A 22,559-nucleotide genomic window follows, 5' to 3' on the forward strand; every position below is an offset into this window, starting at 1 on the left:
GCACGGGTCGTGCAACCTGTGGCCGGGCGGGACGGGGCCCGCCCGGCCACAAGGGGGACTGTCAGGCGTTCGCGGCGCTCCGGGGCGTCGCCGGGGGGCGGAGCCGGGCGCGGCGCAGCCGGTCGGACCATGGAGCGTCGGCGGGCCCTACGGGGTGCTCGGGGATGGTGATCTCGTAGTGCGGGCAGCTACCGGGCTTTTCCGTCTCCAGGAGGGCGTGCCGGTGGGAGTTCGGGCACTGCTGGCGCTCGTGCTCCTCCCTCCAGTAGCGGACCGCCAGCGTGCGGCCGGTTCCGCCATCGCGTGCCTGGCTCGGCTGCTCCTCCCGGAAGCGCTCGCCCGCGTCCGGGTCCACCCACCAGTTCTCGACCTGGCCGGAGTCGCAGATGCCCCGTCGCCGTTCGGCCTCGCGCTTGCTGGGCTTGAGCTGGTGAACCTGGTGGGCCAGGACCCGCACCGTGGACCGCTTGTGCTGGGCCAGCAGTTCCCACAGGGCCCGCACGTGGCGGAGCATCAGCTCCTGGCCGCCCTGGCGGCCCGATCCGCTCAGGTACCGCTCAGGGTGGTGCGGGTCGCGAAGCCGGGTCTCGGGCTCCAGGACCTCGCCGGGGCGCGCCAGCAAGGTCTCGTACGGCGAGAAGGGCAGTTGTAGCAGCGACTCGTCGCACGTCAGCGCGGTGACCCACGTCCAGGGGGCGTTATCGGACGGAGGCTCCACCGGCTCCAGGAGCCGGTCGGGACGCAGAAGGAACCAGCCTTCTTCCGCCGGGGGCGACCACGGGCCCCACACGTAGCCGACGATGCGTCGGCCGTTGGGCAGCGCGAGGGGGGGTGTCGAGGAACAGCATGCCGCGCGAGGCGGGAAGGTGTGCGGGATCGAACGGGGTCGTGCTTTTCTCCGTCCGCCGCACCACGCGGCGCAGTGCCATCTGGCCGAGGGAGTCGCCGATCTGGAAGAGGCGGGCGGAGGAGGCCCGGTCGGCTTCCTGGCGCAGCTGCGTCACCACGGCCGCCTCCAGGCCGTCCGGATGTCCGTAGGGCGCCAGCCGCTCGCGCTCGCGGCGGTACACCTCGGCCTTTGCCCGCGCCCAGTCGAGACTCTGCCTGTGGGCTTCCACGTACCGGCGGCGCCACGTACGGATGTGGTGCTGGTCGGGAGTCTCCCAGGCCGCGTTGTCCGCGCGTGCGAGACTCCGGCCCGGGGTGGAGTCACCGGGACGCAGCCCCAGCTCGCGGAACCGGCGGACCTCGGCGTCGGCGTCATCGACGACGGCGTCCGGCGGGTCGATGATCATCCGCTGGTGCCTGTCGTTCGGATCGAGTGCCCATTCCATGCCCGCGAGCTGCGCCAGCACCGCGCGAAGGGTCTGCTGGTCCGTCGTCTTCAGGAAGTCGAGAACGAGCATCTGGACCGTGTTCGGGTACGCGTCGGCCGCCGCGAACCGCAGTATGCGCTTGAGGAACGCGCTGCCCGGGCCGTGCTGGCCACCGGACAGTGTCAGCAGCTGATCCGCCGCCCGCTGGTCGCCCAGTGCCGCGTTTGCCAGGTGGTCGTACACCTGCCGGAAGACGGCCATCTCCTCTTCTTCGGTGAGGATGCGATCGAGGGCGCCCCGTACTCGCGCCGAGGATGCCGGTGGGACTTCTGCCGCGACCGGCGGCCGTACCAACTGACCGGCAGCGGCGTGCAGCTCCCGGTACAGCTCCAGCTGGAGTTCGGTGAGGATCAGGAGGTCGTTGGGCTTGACCGGAGTCCGCTTGGTGGCACGAGCGGCGATCGCCAGAAGCTCGGAATCCGACAACTCGGGCATGTTCGAGTGCATGTCATCCCTACCTGGACGTGGGGTGTTTGAGGAGAGGTCGTGGGTGCCGAGCACCAGGCGATGACATGACAGTACACATTGAAATACTAATACGCAACATCGAGTGAAGTGGGGCCCGCGCCTGGCGGGTGCGAGCACCCGTCCATGACGCGGCCGTTCAATGCGCTGGACCGCGCAGGGGGCGAGACGGGATCGCGCCTACCGTGCGACGCCCGCCCCGGCCCCTTGCGTCAGGCCAAGTAGTCGGCGACCAGGTCGGCGAAGTCCTCGGGGGTGAGGACCGTGACGCCGAGCGCGGCCGCCTTGACTGCCTTCGAGCTGGGCTTGCCTCCGGTGGACGGCGCGGCGACGAGGATGGACGTCTTCGCACTGACGCTGCTGCCCGCGCGGCCGCCGGCCTTCTCGATCAGGGCGTTCATCTCGGACCGCCCGTAGGCCTCCAGTCGCCCGCTCATCTTGCCGGTGACCACCACGACCTTCCCGGCCAGCGGACCTGCACCCTCCGCCGCCGGCGCCCCCTGGGGCTCGGTCATGTTGACGCCCGCCGCGATCAGCTTGTCGATGACCGGCGCCAGTGCGGCAACCTGCTCGACGATGACCGGGGCCTTCTCGGGGCCGATGCCCTCGACGCCCTGCAGAGCGGCAGCATCAGCCTGCCGGATGGCGTCCATGGTCCCGAAGTGCCGGGCGATGCGCCGGGACATGCTGCGCCCGGTGCCGAGCACGCCCAGTGCGCAGAAGACCCGGCTGAGAGGGAGTGTCTTGGCCGCCTCGATCTGCTCGGCGAGCTTGACGGCCCGCTTGGCACTCTTGGACGCCTCGGTGAGCTGCTCGGCCGTCAAGGTGAACAGGTCGGCAACGTCGTCCACGTTGCCGGACGCGACCAGGGCCGCCACGTAAGTCTTGCCGAGGCCGTCGATGTCGAGCATCTCGCGCTGCGCGGCGTACTCGATCAACGCCGGGAGCGCGCACGCGGTGCCCTTTGCGCATCGCCACCGCTTCTGCGCCTTGTTGATCTCGCCACCACAGTTCGGGCAGACCTCGGGCAGCGGCACCTCGCGCGCCCCCTCCGGACGCAGCTGGACCACGGCCCCCTGCACCCGGGGGATGATGTCGCCGGCCTTGTAGACCGTCACGGTATCGCCGAGGTGGAGGTCGCGCCGGCGAATGTCGGCGGGGTTGTGGAGGGTGGCCCGGGTGACGTTGGAACCGTCGATCTCCACCGAGGTGAGGATCGCGGTCGGCGCGAGGACCCCGGTGCGGCCCACCTCCCACACGACGTCCTCCAGGACGGTCTGCCGTTCGACCGCGGGGAGCTTGACCGCGATGGCCCAGTGAGGGAAGCGGGAGCCGAACCCGGCCGCCGTCTGTTCTCCCGTGTCGTTCATCTTGATCACCACCCCGTCGATTCCGACGGGCAGATCCGCACGCATGGCGGCGATCGCGTCAACCCGCTCCTGTGCTGCGGCCAGGTCGGCGACGACGTGGAGCCCGGCCGGGGAGTCCGCGGTCGTCTGGATGCCGGCTGCGGCCACGGCGGCCAGGGTCTCGGCGTGCATGGCTCCGCCGGGCAGGAACGATACGCCGTCCAGTTCGACCGCGCCGTAGGCCCAGAACGTCATCTGGAGCCGGTACGGCCGGTCCTTCGCCCTCAGCGTCCCGGCCGTACCGTTGCGGGGGTTGGCGAAGACCTGCGCATTGTGAGCGGCACGGACCTCGTTCGCCTTCTCGAACTGCTCCTGTGTGAAGGCGACCTCGCCGCGGACCTCGACGGTGACCGGCTCGGCCAGACGCTCGGGGAGGCCGTCGATCTGGCCGATGACGTGGCTGATGTCCTCGCCGTGACTGCCGTCACCGCGGGTGATGATCTGCACGAGACGGCCGTCGCGATACCGAGCGGCCACGGCAGCACCGTCGATCTTCGGCTCCACAGTGAACCCGCCCTGCGGCGCGCGGCCCAGACGGCGCTGGACCGAGGCGCCCCATGTCACCAGGCCCTCGGCGTCGAAGACGTTGTCCAGGCTCAGGAGACGAGTGGTGTGCGCGACGTCGCCGACGGGCGCTGCACCGTCGGCCACGAGCCCGGTGGGGGAGTCCGGGGAGACCTCGGAGGGATTCTCCTCCTCCCAGGCCTGCACCGACCGTCGGAGCTGATCGTACGAAGCGTCGTCCAGGACGCTGTCGCCTTCACCGTAGTACGCCTGCGAGGCCTCGCGCAGGAGCTGGAGCGCGGCCTCGTACTCGATGCGGTTGGACACGGCAGACTGCGCCTGAGCGGCGGGAAGAGTCGTCATGAGGGTGATCCTCTCTTAAGGGTCTGACAGTGGCCGCGCGCCCGGATGCAAGGGCACGTAGGGCAACGCGGGTCACCGAAGGTGAGCGGATGGCTTGATGCCGGGACGGGCGGTTCACGCCCAGCGCCCCGAACACAGCGGGTGAAGAGAAGAGGTAGCAGAGGATTGTTCGGCCCCAGGCAGTGCTGAGGGGTGAAGAGGGCGGCGAACGGTGACGCCGACGAGTGGATGCGGAAACCGCGTCCCTAGCCGACGAGTCGCGAAGCCTCCGCGCTCACCAGGGCGCGCCGCATCGACGGCTCAGCTTGCCGCAGCAGAGCCACCGTGCGAGCGAGCGAGGAACGCGGCACTGTGCGCAGCAGCACGGAGGCAACGTCGTCTCGGAATGCGTAAGTACCGGGGCGACCGGGGACGGCACGGAGCAGGCCGCTCAGAATCACCTCGGCCAGGTGGCTCGGACACGGAGCCGTCCCGATCGAGCGGTGCACCAACTGCATCACCGGCAAGTGGGGGACGCCTGCCGCCAAGTACCCCGCGAGACGGACCGCTTCGGGGGAAGCAGTGGCGCGGAAGCGGAGGACCAGTTCCTCAGCAGCGAGCCCCGTCAGAGAGGCGGTCCCTTCGGCCGGAAGTGCGGGCGGAATGAAAGCGACCGCCGCCGGGACCTCGATACCGCCGCCGAGGAGCGCGAACCAGTTCTCCAGCCAAGGAGAGGCGGGTTCCAGAACCGGCACAGGGATGCTGTCCGCCCCCGTGTCGGGCGCACTGTCGTACGCCGCGAAGCGCAGTTCGGAGTTGGCGGCTCCGGCGGCCGGGGCGTAGATGCTCCCGGGCGTCCCGGGCAGCGCCGTGCGCTGCCACATGCGCTCCGGCAGCGGCTGAACCACCGCCACCGGGCGCACACGCGCCCAGCTGCGCAGAGTCTTGTACCAGCGTTCACCGGCCGGGCCGGGGTGCCACTGAGGGCCGGAGCAGTTGCTGAGCACGAGGGTCACCAGTCGGTCATCCTCGCCCTGTCGTCCTCGCAGCGTGCCATCGGCCTTGAGAACGGCCACCGTCACACTCTGGAAAGGGCTACTCCGGGCGAGGGACTGGCGCAGTTCCCGCAGCAGCGGTCCCCACATTGACATCGTGGGCCCGGCATCGAAGACAAGCTGGAGGCGATACGCCGGAGCCCTGTTCAGGGCTGAGGCCGTGTTCGTCCGTATGGTCACGTCGTCTCCTTGGGGCCTCGGTGAGGGGGCGAGGCCCGGACCGGACGGGGGGTGTCGGTCCGGGCCTCACGGCCCCGGCCGCCGAGGGGAGAGCCACGGCCAGGGCGAGCCGCGCGAAGCGGCTCCTTCGGAATTGGCTTGGTGTGGGGCGGCTTCCCGCCCTCATGACAACTACAATACATGCTGAAATAAAAGTACGCAACACTCGCTCCTGGGTCGGGTCGTCACAAGTACCTGACCACCCTGCCCCGTTGTGTCTCCCTTTCGGCGAACCTGGTCGCCGGAGAAGCCCAGGAGCGGCGGCGCGGCCCTCCGCACGCCGGCCCCTGCGGTCGCCTAAGCCGCGCCGTCCTGGGTCTGGCCCTCGACGCGATGCAGCACGTGCGGGGCGATGAGGTCAGCGCCGCCGTCATCCCACCGCACGGCCTGGAAGGCGTACGGGGCGGCGCCCTCCGCCATGCCGAAGGTGTGCCCGGAGCGTTCCGTCCCCCGGGCCCGCATGACCACGTGCGTTCCGTCCGCGTAGTAGGTGAGCGTGGGATCGAACATGGTCGCGGGGCGGGTCACGTCCGATGCCAGGGGGCGCGCCCGGATCACGATGTCTGCGACCTTGTCGGCGTCGACACCAGGGATGTTCATGCCACGGTCGGGCTCGACCTTCCAGGACAGGCCGGGGAACAGGCGGTTCACCTGCGCGCGGACCCACTGCCACGCCTCGTCCGAGGCCTCCTCGGTGGGCTCGTTCGCAGAGGAGTGCCAGCCCTCGGCACAGTCCGCGCCCTGTTCGCCGAGGAGGGCCATCACCTCGGCGCGGGTGATCTCGTCCGGGAGCTGGGTGCCGGCCTGCAAGCGGTGGGCGTACCGGTGGAAGAGCTGGAAGGCCAGGGACTCGCCGTCCAGGTGATGGGCGTAGACGATCCGCAGGACCGTCCCGTGTCCCTCGGAGTCGGGGACCAAGGTGGCGATGGCGGGCGGCGGTGTGGAGTTGATGGCCATGAGAGGGCTCCGTTTCGTGCAGGGATGAGGAGGTGAGCGGCGGCCGGCCGCGGGATGCGGCACGGCCGCCGCGCCGGGTCAGGAGGGTGGAACGAACTGCCACGGCCAGAACGGCGGGCGGGTCGTGGTGGGGTACAGCACCGGCCGGGCCTTCTGCTCGGCGCTCGCCCGCTCGGCGCGCCTTTGTACGGCCTGCTCCAGAACCCGGGGATGCTTCAGGGCGTCGCCGCAGGAGACGGTCACGTGCGGGCCGAGCCTCCAGAGCTGCGCGTTCACGGCGCAGCACGCGGCGTTGAGTGGGTCGAGGTCGTTCAGCCACCAGCGGTACTCGGCGGGGTCGGCGCCGAAGTACCGCATCGTGGCAGCGGCGGCCCGGGTCATCGTGCCCGTCCCAGCCGCGGGTTCGAGGAGCAGATCGCCGGGCCTGCGGTCGGTGGAGAGAAGGATGTCGCCGACGTTGTTGGCAGCCGCCGCCGGAGTGAAGAACTCGCCGGTCGACTGCCGTTCGCTGTAGCTGCGCATCCGGGTGATGAGCAGGCCGAGGACATCGTCGGACTCGGCGCGGGCGGTGTCGGAGCAGTACTCCAGCAGCCCTGCGCGCACGAGGATCCGGGCGTAGTCGGCCAGGCCGCGGACGTCGCTGTCGGTGGGGCGGGAGAGCCAGTCGTGGAGCGGGCGGGCGGCCTCGGTCAGGTCCGGGTCGTAGGTCCAGAACGAGTTCCATCCCGCTCGAAGGGTGTCGACGAGTTGTTCGTCGTCGAGGGGGAGCAGGAGCGGGCCGTAGTCGGGGCCGTCCGGTCGTGAGGGCGCGCAGAGGGCGAGCGCAGCCAGGGTGCCGACCGCGATGGCCCGGTCGCCGGAGCCCCCGCGGTTGGATGTCCACCAGGCGTGCGCGGTGTCTGCGATGGCGTGGGCGTGGTCCCGCCCGCTTTCGGGCGCCATGGCGCGGCGCAGTCCGGCGGGCGGGATGCCGTACAGGGTCACGCCGCGCTCTCCGGCCCCTGCGCGATGAGGCGGTCGAGCTCGGCGACGAACGGCGGCAGGAGGGTCCGCTTGCTGCCCGGGCGCCGGGAGCCGAAGGGCCGCAGCATCCCGGGGCGGCCGCTGCGCTGGAAGTCGCTGTCGATGATCCAGGTCGGGTCTCCGGGCATCCGGGACAGGCGGTAGGCGGCCTTGTCGAGCAGCGAGCTGTGCTCGAAGAGAAGGAGTTCGGCGTACCAGCCGGTGACAGCTCCGGCCTGACGCTCCTCAAGGACCGGCACGACGCCGGTGTGCTCCAGGGCGTTGTCCTCGTCCGGGACGGTGGTGGTGAACGTCTGGGCGGTGCGCAGCGGGGCCAGGACCCGTTCTGCGGCTCGATGGGCTTCGGGGTAGCCGATCGGGTCGGCGATCAGGCACCGTCCGGCGAGGGTGAGCGGATCGTGGGTGGCGGAGGCGGGGAGATCCAGCGGGGCGAGCTCCCGCAACAGCGCCTCGTGACCGAGGGTGGCGAGGTACCAGTGCTGCTGGGTACGGGTGTTCGGGGGCATGGTGTCCATGGGGCCCTTCCTGGGGGCGGCGGGCGCTGGCGGATGGGCCGCGCCCAGCGGGTCAGTTCGGGGGCGCGTCGTGGCGGCGGGGCCGGCCGCGGTGAAGGCCGATGACGGTGCCGACCTCGAAGCCGCGGGCCAGGCCGAAGAGTTCGCCCATGCGCCTGCGGGTCTCGGTGCTCTGCCGCTCACGTCCGGGCACGTAGAAGCCGTCTTGGGTGAGGAAGCTGATGATCTTGGTATTGACGTCGGCGCGGGTGACATCGAGTGCGGTGACGCGGCCGTGCGTGGTGTAGCGGCGGCTGTCGAGGCCGACGAAGGCGTCGTCGGTGCCGATGGTGAGAATCTCTCCGGGGTTGGTCCAGTTGTAGTCCGTGGCGGACACGCGGTAGTGCTGGTCGAAGGCGGGGATGATCAGTTTCATCGGGTGTGTTCCGTGGCGACCCAGCCGGGAGCGAGCGCGGCCGCCGGGGCCGAGTCCTCGCTCCCGGGTCTGGCTCAGGCGTGCGCCGCCTCGGCCTCCTCGTCCTCTGCCTTGAGGTCTTCGAAGTAGTTGCGAGCGCTGTCGACCATGCCGGGGACGTCGCACCCGAAGGACTCGGCCGCGTCCAGGAGCGCCGCGAGCATGGCGGCCTCTCGTTCGGCCCCGGCGGCGGCGACGGCGCACAGGACATCGAGCTTCACGGGGTACGCCTCGCTGCGCAGCCCCTCGGCGGCCTGGTGGAGCTCATGGGCGGTGACCCGCCCGTCCGTCAGGCAGAAGACCTGAGCGACCAGATCTCCGATCACGCGATCGGCGCTTTCCTGGTCGTCAACGACCCGGTCGTCGGGGATGCTGAAGGCGATCTGGGCCATGGCCTCGGCCGCGAGGACGCCGAGCCGTACGCGCTCGGCCAGCTTGGGAACGGGCAACAGGGCTTTGGGGGCCTGCCTGTTGTAGGCCTCCAGCGCCGCGTGGGCCCATGCGGCGCGGTCCGCGAGGGTGCACTCGCGTGCGGGGTTCATGTTGACGCCGGATTCCGCGGCTGCGGTGAAGCGAGCAGCCTTGCGGTCGGGGATGGACGTGTCCACGGTCGTTCCTCTGGGTGAGGTTTCAAGATGGTGGTGTGCGTGAGAGCGGTACGTCGCTCGATCACGACAACCACACTACATATTGATTCATGAATACGCAACATGCTCTAGTTGGGTCGACGGGCATCTGCCCACTTCGGGTAGGGGAGTGCTGGCATGCCGAAGACCGCCCTCGACCGCTCGGCCCGAGTACGGCCAACGGGCAGGGCATACCTATATGTCCCCGGGTGCCTCTGGCGCCTGGCCCCGATCTGTTCCAACGCGGTGCGCAGCCAGGCACGCCGGTCGGCCCCCGCAGGGCGCTGCGAGGCGCCCAGCGCCATGATGCGGCGCTCGAACCCGTCAGCACCACGGTCTCCGGTGACGAACTTGGCGATAGACCGGGCCGAAGCGCGCGAGTTCGCAGATTCCTGGACGCCCCTGGTGCGGAACCCGCGCGGGGATGGCTCTTTTCTGCCGCGTTCCGCGGCGGGTTCGAGCGGTGACTTGCCCGGTGTCGCGGTGTTCCAGATGCCCGTCTGGGATGCCGTCACTCGATAGGAACGGGTGGTGAAGTCCGGCCAGATCGACCGCCTCACGCCAGTAGGCTGGCCGCGGTCCTTTGACCACGTCCCCTCGCCTCCAGGAAGAGCTGCCGTGAGTAATCAGCCCCGCCTCCCCGAAACCGGCGACGACGCCGTCGCCCTGCGGGAGACGAGTCGGAACTATCTCCAGATGGTGGCGCAGTCCTGTGGCGAGGAGTATGACGCACCCTGGGCCTGGAACGAGTTCGGCCTGTGGGTCCCTCCCGAGGATCCGTCGGCCGCATTCGAGGAGGTGCAGTGGGTCTTCGGTGAGTGCAGCCCCGAGGACCCGGCCACCGTCGAGATCCTCTGGAAGCACTGGGACGACGCCGCACCGGCCTGGTACCGCATGCACATCATGGAGACCTACGCCGACCGGTCTCGGCCTGCGATGCGCGGCACCTGGGCGAACCCTGCGACCGGGCTGGTGGAGCTTGCCGACGTGGTGGCGGTGCGGCCTTCCATCGAGGGGTTGCCGCTGAGTTGCACGGAGACCGCGAGCCCGAAGTTCCGGCCCTCCCCGCTGCGCCCGTCCGCCGTCCCGGAGGACCTGCTGCCCGAGGTCACGATGACCCAGGCCGAGGCGGAGCTGATGATCAGCCTCTACCTCCACCTGGAGAGCCACCGTCTCGGCCCGCTGTGGACCACGATCGACGCGCAGGCAGCGGCAACCCGCGACCGCCTCGTCGACATCATCAACACCACCGGGGCCGCGGGCTCACGGACCGATATCAACATCACGGTCGCCGTCCGCGACACCTCCGTGAGCCAGTGCCCGCATCACGTCTTCGACCCGGCGCCGGCCTTCACGGACGTCGACGAGACGCGCACGGTGGGCCTGCACGAGGTCGCCCACGCCCACAAGGACGGAACCGTGGGCCTGGAGGAGCACGGGCACGAGTACCTGCGTGCGGTCCTGACCTGTGTGGCCCTGTACGGCGGGAGCGTTCACCTGGCCACCGTCCCCCTCGACGGCTCGGCGGTGCCGGTGGCCACCGAGTCCCTCTACCGCGTGCACTACGACTGGCGGTGCGAGCTCGTGGAAGACGCCGAGCAGCGCCAGATCCGCAACCTCAATGACATGATCGCCACCCGCGACGGCGGCCGCTGACCCGGGCAGTCTGTCTGGCGTAGGCGCCGTTATGCGTCGCCCTTGGCCCGGATCTTCCTGATGAGCTCGGCGTCGGCGCGCATGACTCCGGGGACCTTGGTGTCGGCTTCGGTCTGGCCGTGGTCCTCACCGCAGGGACACACGCTCCATCCGTCGGTCTCGATGTGACCCGCGACCTGTTCGATGATGCTGGCGGCTTCGTCGAGCAGGCCGAGCGGAAGTCCCGTGCTGTCGCTCGTCGAGTCTGCTCCGATCGCGAGGCCGATCTCGAAGATCAGGTCCGTGGCGTGCTGCACGGTGCGGGAATCGCCGTTGCTGGAGGCGTACTTGACTGCCTGGGCCAAGGCCATGAGCGGGCGGGAGCAGACCCAGCGGGGCACAAAGGCTGTCCGGTCGTCGACGCGGACCGGCCGTACGCCGTGGACCGTGTGGGCGCCGTCGGTGTCCACCGCGCTGGCCTTGGCGATCTGATCCGCCACCGCGGAGGGTTCGATGTAGCGCAGGGCCGAGCGGGGCTGGATCCCGAGCCGGTCCGCGACCATGGTGACGTTGTGAGCGAGGACGTTGGTCACCGCTACGGAGACGACGTCCAGCCCTCGGGTGAGGAGTTCGGCCTCCGTCTGGGGCGCGAGGGCCTTGAACGCCTTGGTGTTCCTGATATCTGCCACGGTGACCAGCGTAGAGCCCTCGCCGGAGGGCTCTCGCCGGACGGACGGGCTCACCCTTGGGGCTGGCCGGCGTAGGTCCGCGCTTGAGTACGCCAGAGGGTGGCGTATTCGCCGTCGGCTGCGAGGAGCGAGTCGTGGGTGCCCTCCTCCAGGAGGCGTCCGCCGTCCAGGACGATGATGCGGTCGGCGGCCCGGGTGGAGCCGAGGCGGTGGGTGATCAGGATGACGGTGCGCTGCTCGCTCAGTGCGCGGATGCGGTCGTAGACGGCTTCTTCCGCGCGGGGGTCGAGGGCGGAGGTCGGCTCGTCGCAGATCAGGACGGGTGCGTCCTTGCGGTGGAAGGCTCGGGCCCCGGCCAGGCGCTGCCATTGCCCGCCGGACAGGTCGCGTCCGCCCCACTGTGAGGGGGCGAGGTTGGTGTCGAGGCCGTCGGACAGGCAGGCGATGACATCGTCGGCTCCGGAGGCGCGGGCCGCGGCCATCACGGTCTCATCATCACCATCGCCTTGGCCGAGGGTGATGTTCTCGCGGGCCGATACCTGCCAGCGGGCGATGTCCTGGGGCAGCAGCGCGAGACGCGACCACACCTGCTCGGGGTCGGCTGTGGCCAGGTCCACGTCGTCCCAGGTGACGGTGCCAGTGGTGGGGCTGTAGAGGCCGGCGAGGAGTTTGGCGAGGGTGGACTTGCCCGCGCCGTTCGCGCCCACGATCGCCAGGACCTCGCCACGGCGCACGGTGACGCTGATGTTCTCGAGGACGGGCAGCTCGCTGCCGGGGTAGCGGAAGGTGACGTTGTGCGCGGCGATGACGGCCGGGCGGTCGGGCACGGGCACGGGTGTGGTGGGGAGCTGGGCGCGGTGTTCGGCGTCGGTGAGGAAGGTGGACCAGTCGCCGAGATAGAGGCCGGTCTTGTAGGTGGAGTTGATGCCGGTGACCAGTTGGCCAAGGAGCAGGCGGCAGGACTGTACGGCGATGAAGGCGGTGCCCGCTGCGGCCGCCGGGATATGGCCGCCGAGCACGAGCGCGAGCAGGGCGCCGTAGACGACGAGGGCGGCGCCTCCGGCCATCGTGTCGCCGAGGAGCTGGTAGCGGGCGGTAGTGCGGCCGATGCGGGCGGCGTGCTCGGTGAGCCGGTCGGTGACGGTGGTGAACTGGCCCAGGAGCCAGCTGCGCATGGTGTTGGCCCGTACGTCGAGGGCGGTGGCGCGGCCGGCGGTGCAGTAGATGAGGTTGTGGCGCAGGCGGCGGTCGGAGAGGGTGTGCCGCTCGGCGAGGTGGGCGGCGCGCGCCCCGCGGACGGCGGCTGCGCCGCGCGGGATCACGGCGAGCAGTAGGAGCGGGAGAAGTACGGGGTGGAGGGCGGTGAGGATGCCGGCGGCAGCGAGGAGGCCGAGGAGTGCTGCGGTCAGGGCGGTGAGCGCGTCGATCATCAAGTGGGCGTCCTTGGAGGCCCGGTTGGCGGCTTCGCTGTGGTCGCACCAGGCCGGGTCGTCGTATGCGGCGAGCGGGACGCGGGTGGCGGCGTTCAGGTAGCGCAGTTCGGCGATCGCGTCCACGCGGGGGCCGATGCGGGCGGTGACGGCCAGGGTGGTGGCGGCGACCAGGGAGCGGCCGACGGCGGCGCCGGTGATCAGGGCGAGTGAGGGCAAAGCCGTCTGGATCCGGTCGGCGGTCGGCCCGGTGGCGAGCAGGGGGGCAAGAGCGCCGCGGGTGGCGTAGAGGCCGATGGCGGTGATGGCGCCGGTGGCCAGCTGCAGGATGGCGGTGAGCAGGACGGCGCGCCGGTCGGCGTCCCAGGCCAGGCGGAGCGCGGTCGCGGCCAGGGCGGGCAGGCGCCTGGCGATGGTGGTGAAGTCGTCGGCGAGGGCGTTGTCGTGGCGCTCGGCGCTGACCGTGTACTGCGGGATGGGATCACCACCGGTGGGGCGGCGGCCTGGCCACGGCAGCCGAAGCCGTCGCCCCGGGGCGGGGGGCGTGAGGGTCTCGCGGGTGGCGCTGCGGTGCGCGGTGTCTGTCACATCCTGGGCAACGCCTCACCCATACGGGTGGTTGTGGTGGCGAAGGGTGGCGAATTTCAGTTCGAGCGTTCCACCTGTAGAGCGGAGACGTAGGGCCAGACGCGGTCGGTCTCGTCCTGCCCGATGATCGCGGTGCCAGCTTCGATCCAGGCGTGGGCCCCTTGAGGGATGAAGCGGGCTCCGACCACCCAGCGCACGCGGTGTCCGGTGAGCGCGGCCGCGAAGTGCGCGGCCAGGGATTCCTCCAGGCAGGCGGCGCGGCCGGGCCAGAAGCGGGCGGCCCGGCGTACCGCGGCGAAGGCCGCCTCCGCCTCCTGGGGCAGCGCGGCCCGCCCTGGCAGGAAGGTCACCACGCGGGCGCCGGCGACGGCGATGCGGATAGGCAGGAGGCGGAGCAGGAGGAGCGCCACGAACAGCCCGGCGTGTCCGGCCAGTTGTTGGGCAGTGCTGACGCGGACGAGAGTGGTGAACCGGACCTCGGTGCGGTCGGGCTGTGCGGCGGGGGCCGCGTGGTGGAGGAGGTCGGCGCGTTCCAGGTCGTCGGCGAGCGCGGTGAGGTCGGTGCGGACCTGGGCGGGGTCGGCGCCTTTGCCGTGCCAGTAGGCGGTGAGGTCGTCGACGGCCGCGGCCGGGGGCGTGCCGTCGGTGATCTTCTGCCACAGGCGGGCGCCGACCGGGTCGAGGAAGCGCCACTGGCCGCGCCCGGCGCGGATGTCCATCAGGGCGATGCCGTCAGGGCTGGGCGCCGCGTAGACGCCGTTGCGCGCGTTCATCGGGTGACCTCATGTGCGTGGGCGGTGGTCGTCTCCCACCACGTGGTGCGGGCGGTGGGCAGCGTGGCGAGCCACAGCTCGGTCACGATCAGGGCGTGCAGCGCGGCCAGGGGCGCGGGTTCACCACGGGCGGCGCTGTCCAGGGAGGCCAGTGCCTTCGATGCGTCGAGCAGGCCGGCCTGGGCCAGGAGAGAGCGGTCGAGGATGCGGCGCAGGGCGGGGGCGTTGGTGCGCAGTCCGGCGAACAGGCTGCTGGTGAACGCGGTCTTGGTGCGCCGGTGCAGCAGGTAGTCGGGGACGTGGCCGGTGAAGGCTGCGCGGGCCAGGGGCTTGAAGTCGCCGGGCTGGGTGCGGGCGTAGCCGGGGATCGCGTGGCAGGCGTCCACGACGAGGTCGTCCAGGAGCGGTGCGTGGACGGGCAGCCCCCACTGCTGGCGGCTGATCTGGTCGAAGGTGGCGTGGCCGTCGCCCATCAGTTCCAGGGCGAGCCGCTCGTGGAGCGCGCCGGGGGTGGTGTCCGGCCGGGCGCTCTGGGCGCGGGCGGTGACCAGGTCGGCGACCACCGCCCGGCCGGCGCCGGTGAGCCAGGTCATCGCGGCGCCGCTTCCGCACCAGGTGAGCATCTGCACGGCCGACGTCCCGGGACCGCGCAAGGCGGTGCGCTCGGGCCCTGCGTTGATCGTGTCCGCGAGGGCGGCGAGGGCCTGGGGGTAGGAGGTGCGCTGCGTGCGGGCAGCCTGCATGAGTACCGGCCACAGGGCAGCGCGGCGTGTGCGGGCGAACGCCGCGGTACGGCGCAGCGCCTGGTTGCGGTGCCCGGCCAGGTACTGGTCGATGGCCATGGTCGGGACCGCGTCCAGGACATCGTCGCCGCCGCGGCCCGTCAGGTGTGCCCGGGATCCGTGAGCTGTGGCCGGGGCGAGTTGCGCGGCTTTGATGGCCAGCAGGCCGAGCGTGAACGAAGGGGTGTCGGTGAACGGCAGGATCGCCGGGTCCTGAAGGCCGTCGAAGTGCTGCACGCCGGCCCGGGTGCCGTCGATCGTCGTATGGGTGATCTGCGGGTGGTCGTGGGCGATGCGCTCGGCGTAGCGCATGTCGTCCTGCTGGCTCATGCGCGCGTCGGTGTAGGTGACGGCCAGCAGCGGCCCGCGGGCGGCGGCCAGGCTGGTGACGGTGCCGCTGTCGACGCCGCCGGAGAGATCCGAGGAGATCGGGCCCGAACTGGTTACCCGCCGGCCGACGGCGGCGGTGATGGTCTCGCGTACCGCCGTAGCGCCTTCCTCAAAGGACGTCTTGGCCGTGAGAGCCGGTGCGGCTTCGGTTCGCGGCTGCCGGCCGGGGGTCAGGACGAGGATGTGTCCGGGCGGGACGCGGCGCACCGTGCGGAAGTGGCTATCGGTGGCCAGGACGTCGACGCCGCGCACCATGAACGCACTCAGCAGCACGGCCGGGTCGGGCTCGGCCTCGGCGAACGCGGCAAGCGGGGCAGCCGCCGTCGCCCACAGCACACCCTCAGGGACCGGGATCCAGTACACGGTCACCGTCCCCGCCCGGTCACCGGCGATACGCAGGCCGGTACGGTCGCGCACCACGGTGAGGCAGGAGCCGGGAAGGCGGATAGCCGCCGGCCAGGCACCGCGCTCGGCGGCCGCGCGTGCCGCGGAGAACTCCTCACGGGTGGCCAGGCAGCATCCGATCGCGAAGAGCTCGGCCTGGCCGCGTTGGCCCGAGCCGCGGCGGACCTCGCCCGGCTCGAACCCGGTCGCCCAGATCCGCGCCGCGTCGTCGGCGAAAACGTCCTGGGCTTCCCGAGGGCGCCAGTCGCTCCCGGCCCAACTGCCCCGCCCCGTATCGAATGTTCCGGCAATGAACCGCATGGTGGCCACCCCGATCCGCTCGTCCGTGTACTGGTCTGCCGCTGTTCACCGAACGAGCGCCCGGCTCGCCGGCCATCGGCCGACGCTCCGGGCGCTCGCTCACCCGATCACGCCCCGCTGGGGGCGCCGTACTACTGCCAGTACTGGGTGTCGTCCGCGTTGTTGTTGCCGGCGGAGCCGAGGGTGGCGCCGGTGACGGTGCCCAGCGCGCTCAGCACGGGCGCGGTGTAGGTCTCGGTCTCGGCGGTCGTGGCGGTGGTGTCCATGGAGTACCTCCGGTAGTCGTCGCGCTTCGGATGTCCGCCGGCCGCCCGGGGTGTCTGGCAGCTCCCGTACGGCCTCTCGAACTCCTCTATGACACCGCGCGCCAACCCCACCCAACAGAGCAGAAGTTGGGGACTTCGTAGAACCCGACCTGGAACGGAACTGGTATTCGACTAGGAGGTGCCGGAGTCAGCGTGGCTCCAGGAGGTCGAGGACGGCGCGGTGGTAGACCGCGTACACCTGCGGGAGCTCGGCAAGACTCGCGCGCTCGTCGATGCCATGCAGGCCCTCATACGGGACCCCGAATCCGGCGGTCGACGGGATGCCACCTGCTTGTCCGGCCAGCAGGTTGCCGATGTTCGACGGGCCGGCGGTCTTGGCCCGCACCGCCAGGCCCAAGGAGGCTGCAGCGTCCATCAGCGCGGCGGCGGGCTGCTCGTGCGGCTGCAACTGGAAGGGCGGCCAGCTGGCGACCGGTGTGACCCGGGTGGCCGCGGGGCCGGGCAGCTCGGCGTCGAGCTCAGTGGTGGCCTTGCGGACCAGCGTCTCGGCATCGTGGGCGTCGAAGCCCGGGGTCGTGCGCACGTCGACGTTCAGGTCGCATCGGTCCGCTGCCACGGAGAAGCCCTCGCCCCCATGGATCGCGGTGACCGACAGCTTCGGCGGCAGCCCGAACGCCGCGTCCGCCGCCGGAGGGCCGGGCAGGTCGGCGGTGTCCAGGAGCTGGACCAGGCGCGCGGCACGAGAAACGGCACTCAGAACGCTCCGGCTGGAGCCGGAGTGCCCGGAGTCGGCGAACACCGTGAGGGTCGCGCGCCACAGGCCCCGGCCCCCGACGACGACATCGTCCAGGCCGGGGTAGCCGATCATCACCCCCGCCGGGATGGGGGCCTCCGGGTCGGCGAGGTACGCGCGGGCTCCGCCGAAGCCGCCAGTGTGTTCGTCGACGTCCAGGAGGACCGCCAGACCACCACGCAGCGTTTCGGCATGGGGCAGCAGATCGGCGGCGATGTGGCAGAACATCGAGGCGGCGAGCTTGGAGTCGGCGGAACCCCGGCCGCGCAGAAACCCGTCGACGATGTCTCCGGCCGTCGGCGGGAACGTCCACGCTTCCTCGTCGCCGAAGGAGGCGGTGTCCACGCAGGCGTCCAGAGTCCACCACAGGCCCGGCTGGCCTCCAGCGATCTCCACCAGCAGCCCCACCAGCTGTCCCGCCTCGTCGTGCAAGCGCCGGTGCGGCAGGGCGCGACTGCTCAGCCAGTCCTCCAGAACGGTCAGGACCGGCGCGTAGTCGTCGATTCCCCCGCGGCTGGGCCTGCGGATCAGCTCCTGGGCCAGCTCGATCACGGACGCCGACCGCGCAGCGGCACGGGCCACCAAGTCCTTCTTCACGCTTCTCCCAGTCCTGGCGTTGCGCCGTGCCGGACCGGCAGCGCGCGAACGGCCTCCAACGTCTCCACCGGCCGCGCGGACGCGCACGCCTCCCGCCCATGCTGCACCAGTCCCACCGCGGCCTCGCGACCCAATAAGACCCCGCAGTCGAACCCCTCGGCCCCGTGGAAACTCGGCAGCGGGACCACGGCCGCGGTCTCCGAGGCCACGAAGTAGCGTTCCATCGCTTCCAGCGGCTCGACGAGTCCGATGTGGAGCGTCTTGACACCGTTACGACGCTCGCCGGGGTCGCGTAGCTCCAGCAGCCGCACCAGGTGCTCGGACAACCCGCGGTGACGCGGCGGCCCGTACAGCACCCGGTAGTGCACCAGATCGGGCTGCTGCGCCACGGCTGTCTCGATCGCCGCCAGGTACGCCTTCTCCCGACTGCGGGACCCCGTGACCACCAGGTGTTCACGCGCGCCGACCACGACCTCGACCATTGCCTCGACGAGATCGGTGTACCGGGTAAGCACCCGCACGACCACGTCGGTTCCGGTGGCCTCCAGAGCACTGGCAGTATCGCGCCCGTCCTGGTGGGCGAAGAGCACCTCGGAGCGTTTCCGGTAGAGCTGACTCAACGCCCGGCGGTTCCTCACCCCCGTGCGTTTGCGCCCCGACTCCCACGCGCTGAGCAGGCTCGCGTCCGTCGCACCACCCGTGATCTCGTTCAGCTGATCAGCCGCCTCCTCTTGCGTCAGGTTCTGAGCCAGCCGAGCTCGCTTGAGTGCCGAGTCTGTGCCTAACACTCCGGTCACTGCTACTCCCAGGAATGACATTGAGCGGCCGGGCCCGAGCTGCGCCGCGCCGCCACGTGGGCTGATTACACTGCTCTTTCCCCAGCCCCGACCCTTCGGCGCTTACGGCGCGGCCCTCGACCTGGCACCAGGTTCTCATCTTCCTCCGCCAGCAAGGGCGTTGGCTGAAGAACGACCGAGTTTCGGCAACGCGGGGGACACGGAAAGCCAGGCTCCGCCGAGACCCACACCCATCTCTTGTCGTTCTCGCACCGGCCGTCACCGGGGAAGCTGGGAGGTCTTCTCAGGATGAGCCGCGCCCACGTAGTGCATGGCGGTCTTCTCCGTGATGCCGAACAGGCGCATGAGCTTCAGCGGATCACCTGTCTCGAACGCCTCGTTCAGGATTCGGTCCTGGCGCAGGCCGTCCAGCGTGAACCCCTTGGGCAGATGCCTGTGGAGCATGCTCATGCTGACCGGGGGGTGGTCGGGGTCGAGTGCGGTGCGCTGGCTGACGAGCAGGTGGGGATTGGTCGAGGCTGGCCAGCGGCGATGGCGGTAGGTGAGCCACTCGGAGGCGAGGGTGTGGGTGAACTCCTCAATGTAGAGGGTGTGGCGCAGTAGGCCGCGGCGGGCTTCGAGGGTGCCGTGGGCGAGGTTGAGGTCGCCGGTCAGCAGCGTGGGGATCTCATGGCCGGGCAAGGCGTGGACGGCGGTCAGGGCGACGACGAGCCGGCCGAGCGGGGTCGCGGCGCGGTCGAGGAGCCCGGCCAAGAGGTCCGAGGGCACGGACTTCGGGATGCCCTTGAGGTCGCCGACGGGGAGCGTGCGGGTGGGGTCGCGAAAGACGACGCGTTCCTGGCGCAGGGCCTTGAACAGGCTGCGCAGGCTGATGGCGAGCTGGCGGCGGGCGCTCCCGGTCAGGTCGTCGACGGCGGTGGTGGCGTGGTCGCTGGTGATCTGCCGCAACGTTGTGACGCTGCTGTTGGTCCAGGCGGTGAGGATCGGCTCGAGGGCGAAGAGATAGCGGCGGATGCCGTCGTAGCCGCGGGCCTCGTGCTCGCGCCGGCCCTGGCCACGCAGGACCTGCACCCACAGCCGGACCTCGTCGGCGACCGTCGGCGGCAGCTTGCCGATGGTGGCTTCAATCCATACCTGGTCGGCGTCCCGGTGCAGTTCGGGGTCCTCGGCCAGCAGGCCGCGGGCGTCGAGGAACTGGCAGACTCGCTTGGCCGCGAGGTTGGGGTCGAGCCGCGCGAGGTCGTGGACGTCGCGCTCCTGGAAGACCGCCTCGGCGCCGAGCCAGTACACCAGGATCGTCAGGGTGCGGATGTCCTTGCGGTACGCGGGGTCCTGCTGGCCGCGACGTAGCCGGTCGAGTTCCTCGGTCAGTGCACGGGCTGCGCTGGTCAACCGCAGGTCCCTGTAGCTGCGGCGACGCAGATGGACCATAACTGGCGACCAGTCGCGCCGCATGCCGAAGAGCGGCTCCTGCCCGCGGGCGGCATGAAGGGAGGACACCGCCTCGTCCTCGTCATTCACCTGTGCGGACTCAGCGTCCGGGATCAGCTGGGCCTGGCCGGGAGCCCCATGGGGAAGGTCGATGACCAGCTGGGTGGCCTCGGCCGCTGCCGGGCCTGCGTCGTCCAGATGCCGGTAGAGGCGGCAGGTACGGCACCGGCCGCCGCGCAGCGGCAGCTCCTCCCGCAAGCACCGTCCGCACCGGCCCACTGGGTGCAGCTCGCGCCAGTGACGGCACGGATTGCAGCGGAAGCCTCTTTTGCCGCTGGCCATCCAGGCATCGCAGTCGCGGCATGACCGCGCTGCGGACGGCGGCAACGGTGCCGGGGCGGTGATGTAGGTGGTGGTGGGCTGGTTGGTGGTGGAGAACCGCATCGGCTCCGGCGCCTGGTCCAGCAGTCCGGCCCGCAGCAGGACCAGGCGCACCGCGTCCCCATTGGACGGCAGGTCCCTCAGCATCGGCTCGGGCAGCAGTACGGCGCCCTCCGCCTCCCGAACGGCCAGCGCGAGGCGGACCATCTCGGCGATTGCGCGCTGCCAGCCCACGGACAGGCCGTGTTCGGCCGCCATCGCCTCGATCACCAGGCGGCATTCCTCCCACCCGGCGACCGGCCGACCGACGATCGCGCTGACCGTGGTGTCGGTCAGCACCCTGGGCACCGTGAACAGTGCAAGCTGGCCGCACACCTGCGCCTGGAGCACCAGCGGCCCGGCCGGGGCGGCGCGCTGCTTCCGCAGCTTGATCCACCACCCCTGCCCCACCTTGAGTCCCGTCTTCGTGGGCCGGCGCAGCGGCCGGGCGTCCGCCGACCGATCACCGTACGTGCCGCCGACCATGAGCTGGACCGGCCGCGGCCGTGCTTCCTCCAGACCCAGGGCCCACTCGGCGTCGTCCTCGGCCCGGATCGCCTGCAAACACGGTTTGCACAACCCGTCAGGGTTGAGGTGAGCCTCGTGCCGGCATCGCGGGCACGTTCCGAGCTCGGGATGCTTCCTTTTCCACGGTCGGCACCCGTCGCAGACCCGGTACCAGTGCACCACCAGCCACCCCAGGCACACCGGGCAACTCCGCGCCAGCCCCTTTCCCCGTTCCACCGCCACCGGTCGGCCTTTCAGTTCGGCGGGAGCGAGCGTGGCCCGGCGCCCCGACGGCTGTGCGGCACCGGCCGGACCGGGCCCGCCGCATGCTGTTCCTCGGCGCCGACCGCCCGCTGGCCGGACTCCGGTGCCGCCTGGGCGCCGGCGAGCGGCTCGGCCTGGAGCAGGTCGGCGACCGTGCAGTTCAGCGCGGCACACATCATGTCCAGGTCCTCCAGGCGCACCGTGACCGGCGTCCCGCCCCACAGGGCCGCGACCTTGCTCAGCGACGGGTTGAACCCCACCTGCTGGAAGGCGGCCAGCACCTCGGTCGGCCGCCACAGATCCCGTTGCGCGGCCACCATCCGAAGGTTCCACTTCACCGTAGGTTCCCCTTATCCATCACCAGTCGTTGGGCCGCCCGGGAGCTCGCGGTCAGGTTCGCGTGCTCAGGGTCGGCGTGCGCGGTCGCCATGTACCGAAGTGTCGTGGTTGCCCAGTCGTGTCCGAGGACTTTCTGCACTTCCCACAACGTCATCCCGCGCTCGTAGTTGTGGGTCGCGCATGCGTGACGCAGCAGGTGCGGGAAAAGGTCGGCGACCGGACCGGTCAGGTAGCTCGCAGCGGCCGTGTGCAGCGCCTTGCGGAACGTGGACGGCACGATCGCCGGCGCGATCGGCAGGTTCAGCGCGGAAACTGCGGTCGGCTTGCGCTCGGAAGGCCACAGCGGCGCCCGCGGGTGATCGACGTCATCGCCGAACTCGCCCCGGATCTCCTCGATATACCACCACAGGAGGGCCCGGCCCTCCTGGAACATGTACGCCTCGCGAGGCCGCGGGCCTGAACCGTTCGCGCCCTTTCCCAGGACGATGAACCGCCCCCACTGGCCGTGCTCCCAGTGCAGGTCGCCCATGCACACGCCACACAGCTCCGCGGCGCGGACGCCGGAGAGGTAGGCGACCTTGGTCATCACGTAGTCGCGGCAGGCGACGAGGTACTTCCGGGCGTTGGGCAGGTCCTCGCGCCACCGGCCGAGGAAGTCCCGCATCGCCTTCTGCGACGGCGGGATCCGCAAGCCGAAGTCCCCGCGGTGCCGCGGCCGGTTGAACGGATCGATCGGCGACTCGACGGCGGCGCCGAAGCGCCGCATGATCTCGCCGGCGTACCGCTGCTCGAGGAACGCGAAGTACGCGTCGATCTTGCCGCGCAACGTCGAGGTCGCCCGCTTGCCCGGTCCGGCGAAGTAGCGGTCGACCTCGCGCGGGGAGAGCTGCCATGGCACGGTGCCGTAGTACTCGCAGACCTCCACCACCGGCTTGAGCAGGCCGTCGAGAGTCGTCGGCGCCAGCCCAGCCGCGTCTCGGGCCCACTGGTACTCCGAGAGCGTGTCGAGGAAGAAGCTCTCCTCGTCGACGGCGGACATGCGGGCCTGCCGGCGGCGCTGCAGGGTGACGACGTCCGCCAGCCCGGACTCCACCGACACCGCGGCCGGATCCACCACCTCGGCGGCGTCCGCCCCCGGGCGTACCAGGGTCAGCACGCGACTTTCGGAATCTGACACGAACCGGAAAATTACAGGGACTACACGCAGA

20 protein-coding genes are annotated in these 22,559 nt (G+C 70.8%); 1 reads left to right on the forward strand and 19 read right to left on the reverse strand.

What is annotated here, in order from left to right; genetic code table 11:
- Window positions 1-61 precede the first annotated feature (61 nt).
- The 9 genes from PZB75_RS31520 to PZB75_RS31560 form a co-directional block, all read right to left on the reverse strand.
- Window positions 62-718, reverse strand: coding sequence for a hypothetical protein (locus PZB75_RS31520; protein WP_275539109.1), 657 nt, complete (start codon window positions 716-718; stop codon window positions 62-64).
- The gene (locus tag PZB75_RS31525; protein ID WP_275539110.1) at window positions 699-1,823 is read right to left on the reverse strand and encodes a hypothetical protein; all 1,125 of its coding nucleotides are present in this window, start codon (window positions 1,821-1,823) and stop codon (window positions 699-701) included. Before PZB75_RS31525 ends, PZB75_RS31520 begins: the two co-directional genes overlap by 20 nt.
- 230 nt (window positions 1,824-2,053) lie before the next feature.
- Window positions 2,054-4,117, reverse strand: a complete 2,064-nt coding sequence (ligA, locus tag PZB75_RS31530) for an NAD-dependent DNA ligase LigA (protein ID WP_275539111.1) — start codon at window positions 4,115-4,117, stop codon at window positions 2,054-2,056.
- 245 nt (window positions 4,118-4,362) lie between these two features.
- Window positions 4,363-5,331 (reverse strand): SAV_2336 N-terminal domain-related protein, encoded by a 969-nt coding sequence (locus PZB75_RS31535; protein WP_275539112.1) that lies wholly within the window; start codon window positions 5,329-5,331, stop codon window positions 4,363-4,365.
- A gap of 336 nt (window positions 5,332-5,667) precedes the next feature.
- Entirely contained in the window at window positions 5,668-6,327 is a 660-nt protein-coding gene (locus PZB75_RS31540; RefSeq protein ID WP_275539113.1) for a hypothetical protein, read from the reverse strand.
- 78 nt (window positions 6,328-6,405) lie between these two features.
- Entirely contained in the window at window positions 6,406-7,311 is a 906-nt protein-coding gene (locus tag PZB75_RS31545) for a hypothetical protein (protein WP_275539114.1), read from the reverse strand.
- Window positions 7,308-7,865: a hypothetical protein gene (locus PZB75_RS31550; RefSeq protein WP_275539115.1), complete on the reverse strand. Its 558-nt coding sequence runs from the start codon at window positions 7,863-7,865 to the stop codon at window positions 7,308-7,310. The genes PZB75_RS31545 and PZB75_RS31550 overlap by 4 nt, the downstream gene beginning before the upstream one ends.
- 52 nt (window positions 7,866-7,917) lie before the next feature.
- Entirely contained in the window at window positions 7,918-8,280 is a 363-nt protein-coding gene (locus tag PZB75_RS31555; RefSeq protein WP_275539116.1) for a hypothetical protein, read from the reverse strand.
- A gap of 74 nt (window positions 8,281-8,354) precedes the next feature.
- The gene (locus tag PZB75_RS31560) at window positions 8,355-8,927 is read right to left on the reverse strand and encodes a hypothetical protein (protein WP_275539117.1); all 573 of its coding nucleotides are present in this window, start codon (window positions 8,925-8,927) and stop codon (window positions 8,355-8,357) included.
- A gap of 636 nt (window positions 8,928-9,563) precedes the next feature.
- Here PZB75_RS31560 and PZB75_RS31565 point away from each other — a divergent pair.
- Window positions 9,564-10,601, forward strand: a complete 1,038-nt coding sequence (locus PZB75_RS31565; protein ID WP_275539118.1) for a hypothetical protein — start codon at window positions 9,564-9,566, stop codon at window positions 10,599-10,601.
- 29 nt (window positions 10,602-10,630) lie between these two features.
- Here the strand turns inward: PZB75_RS31565 and PZB75_RS31570 are convergent, their stop codons facing one another.
- The 10 genes from PZB75_RS31570 to PZB75_RS31615 all read right to left on the reverse strand — a co-directional run bounded on the left by PZB75_RS31570 (window position 10,631) and on the right by PZB75_RS31615 (window position 22,465).
- A complete protein-coding gene (locus PZB75_RS31570; protein WP_275539119.1) occupies window positions 10,631-11,269 on the reverse strand; it encodes a hypothetical protein in 639 nt (212 codons plus the stop codon).
- A gap of 50 nt (window positions 11,270-11,319) precedes the next feature.
- Entirely contained in the window at window positions 11,320-13,287 is a 1,968-nt protein-coding gene (locus tag PZB75_RS31575) for an ABC transporter ATP-binding protein (protein ID WP_275539120.1), read from the reverse strand.
- 56 nt (window positions 13,288-13,343) lie between these two features.
- The gene (locus PZB75_RS31580; RefSeq protein ID WP_275539121.1) at window positions 13,344-14,060 is read right to left on the reverse strand and encodes a lasso peptide biosynthesis B2 protein; all 717 of its coding nucleotides are present in this window, start codon (window positions 14,058-14,060) and stop codon (window positions 13,344-13,346) included.
- Window positions 14,057-15,937: an asparagine synthase-related protein gene (locus PZB75_RS31585; protein ID WP_275539122.1), complete on the reverse strand. Its 1,881-nt coding sequence runs from the start codon at window positions 15,935-15,937 to the stop codon at window positions 14,057-14,059. Before PZB75_RS31585 ends, PZB75_RS31580 begins: the two co-directional genes overlap by 4 nt.
- 131 nt (window positions 15,938-16,068) lie before the next feature.
- Window positions 16,069-16,203, reverse strand: coding sequence for a hypothetical protein (locus PZB75_RS31590; RefSeq protein WP_268983050.1), 135 nt, complete (start codon window positions 16,201-16,203; stop codon window positions 16,069-16,071).
- A 187-nt stretch (window positions 16,204-16,390) separates the two neighbouring features.
- Window positions 16,391-17,593, reverse strand: a complete 1,203-nt coding sequence (locus PZB75_RS31595; RefSeq protein WP_275539123.1) for a M20/M25/M40 family metallo-hydrolase — start codon at window positions 17,591-17,593, stop codon at window positions 16,391-16,393.
- Complete coding sequence (locus PZB75_RS31600) at window positions 17,590-18,213, reverse strand: XRE family transcriptional regulator (protein ID WP_275539124.1); 624 nt, start codon at window positions 18,211-18,213, stop codon at window positions 17,590-17,592. Before PZB75_RS31600 ends, PZB75_RS31595 begins: the two co-directional genes overlap by 4 nt.
- A 435-nt stretch (window positions 18,214-18,648) precedes the next feature.
- Window positions 18,649-20,805: a hypothetical protein gene (locus PZB75_RS31605; RefSeq protein WP_343286290.1), complete on the reverse strand. Its 2,157-nt coding sequence runs from the start codon at window positions 20,803-20,805 to the stop codon at window positions 18,649-18,651.
- Window positions 20,806-21,002: 197 nt separating this feature from the next.
- Window positions 21,003-21,350: a helix-turn-helix transcriptional regulator gene (locus PZB75_RS31610; RefSeq protein ID WP_275539126.1), complete on the reverse strand. Its 348-nt coding sequence runs from the start codon at window positions 21,348-21,350 to the stop codon at window positions 21,003-21,005.
- The gene (locus tag PZB75_RS31615; RefSeq protein ID WP_275539193.1) at window positions 21,347-22,465 is read right to left on the reverse strand and encodes a site-specific integrase; all 1,119 of its coding nucleotides are present in this window, start codon (window positions 22,463-22,465) and stop codon (window positions 21,347-21,349) included. The genes PZB75_RS31610 and PZB75_RS31615 overlap by 4 nt, the downstream gene beginning before the upstream one ends.
- Between the last annotated feature and the right edge of the window lie 94 nt (window positions 22,466-22,559).

Source organism: Streptomyces sp. AM 4-1-1 (assembly GCF_029167625.1).
Classification (GTDB): Bacteria; Actinomycetota; Actinomycetes; order Streptomycetales; family Streptomycetaceae; genus Streptomyces.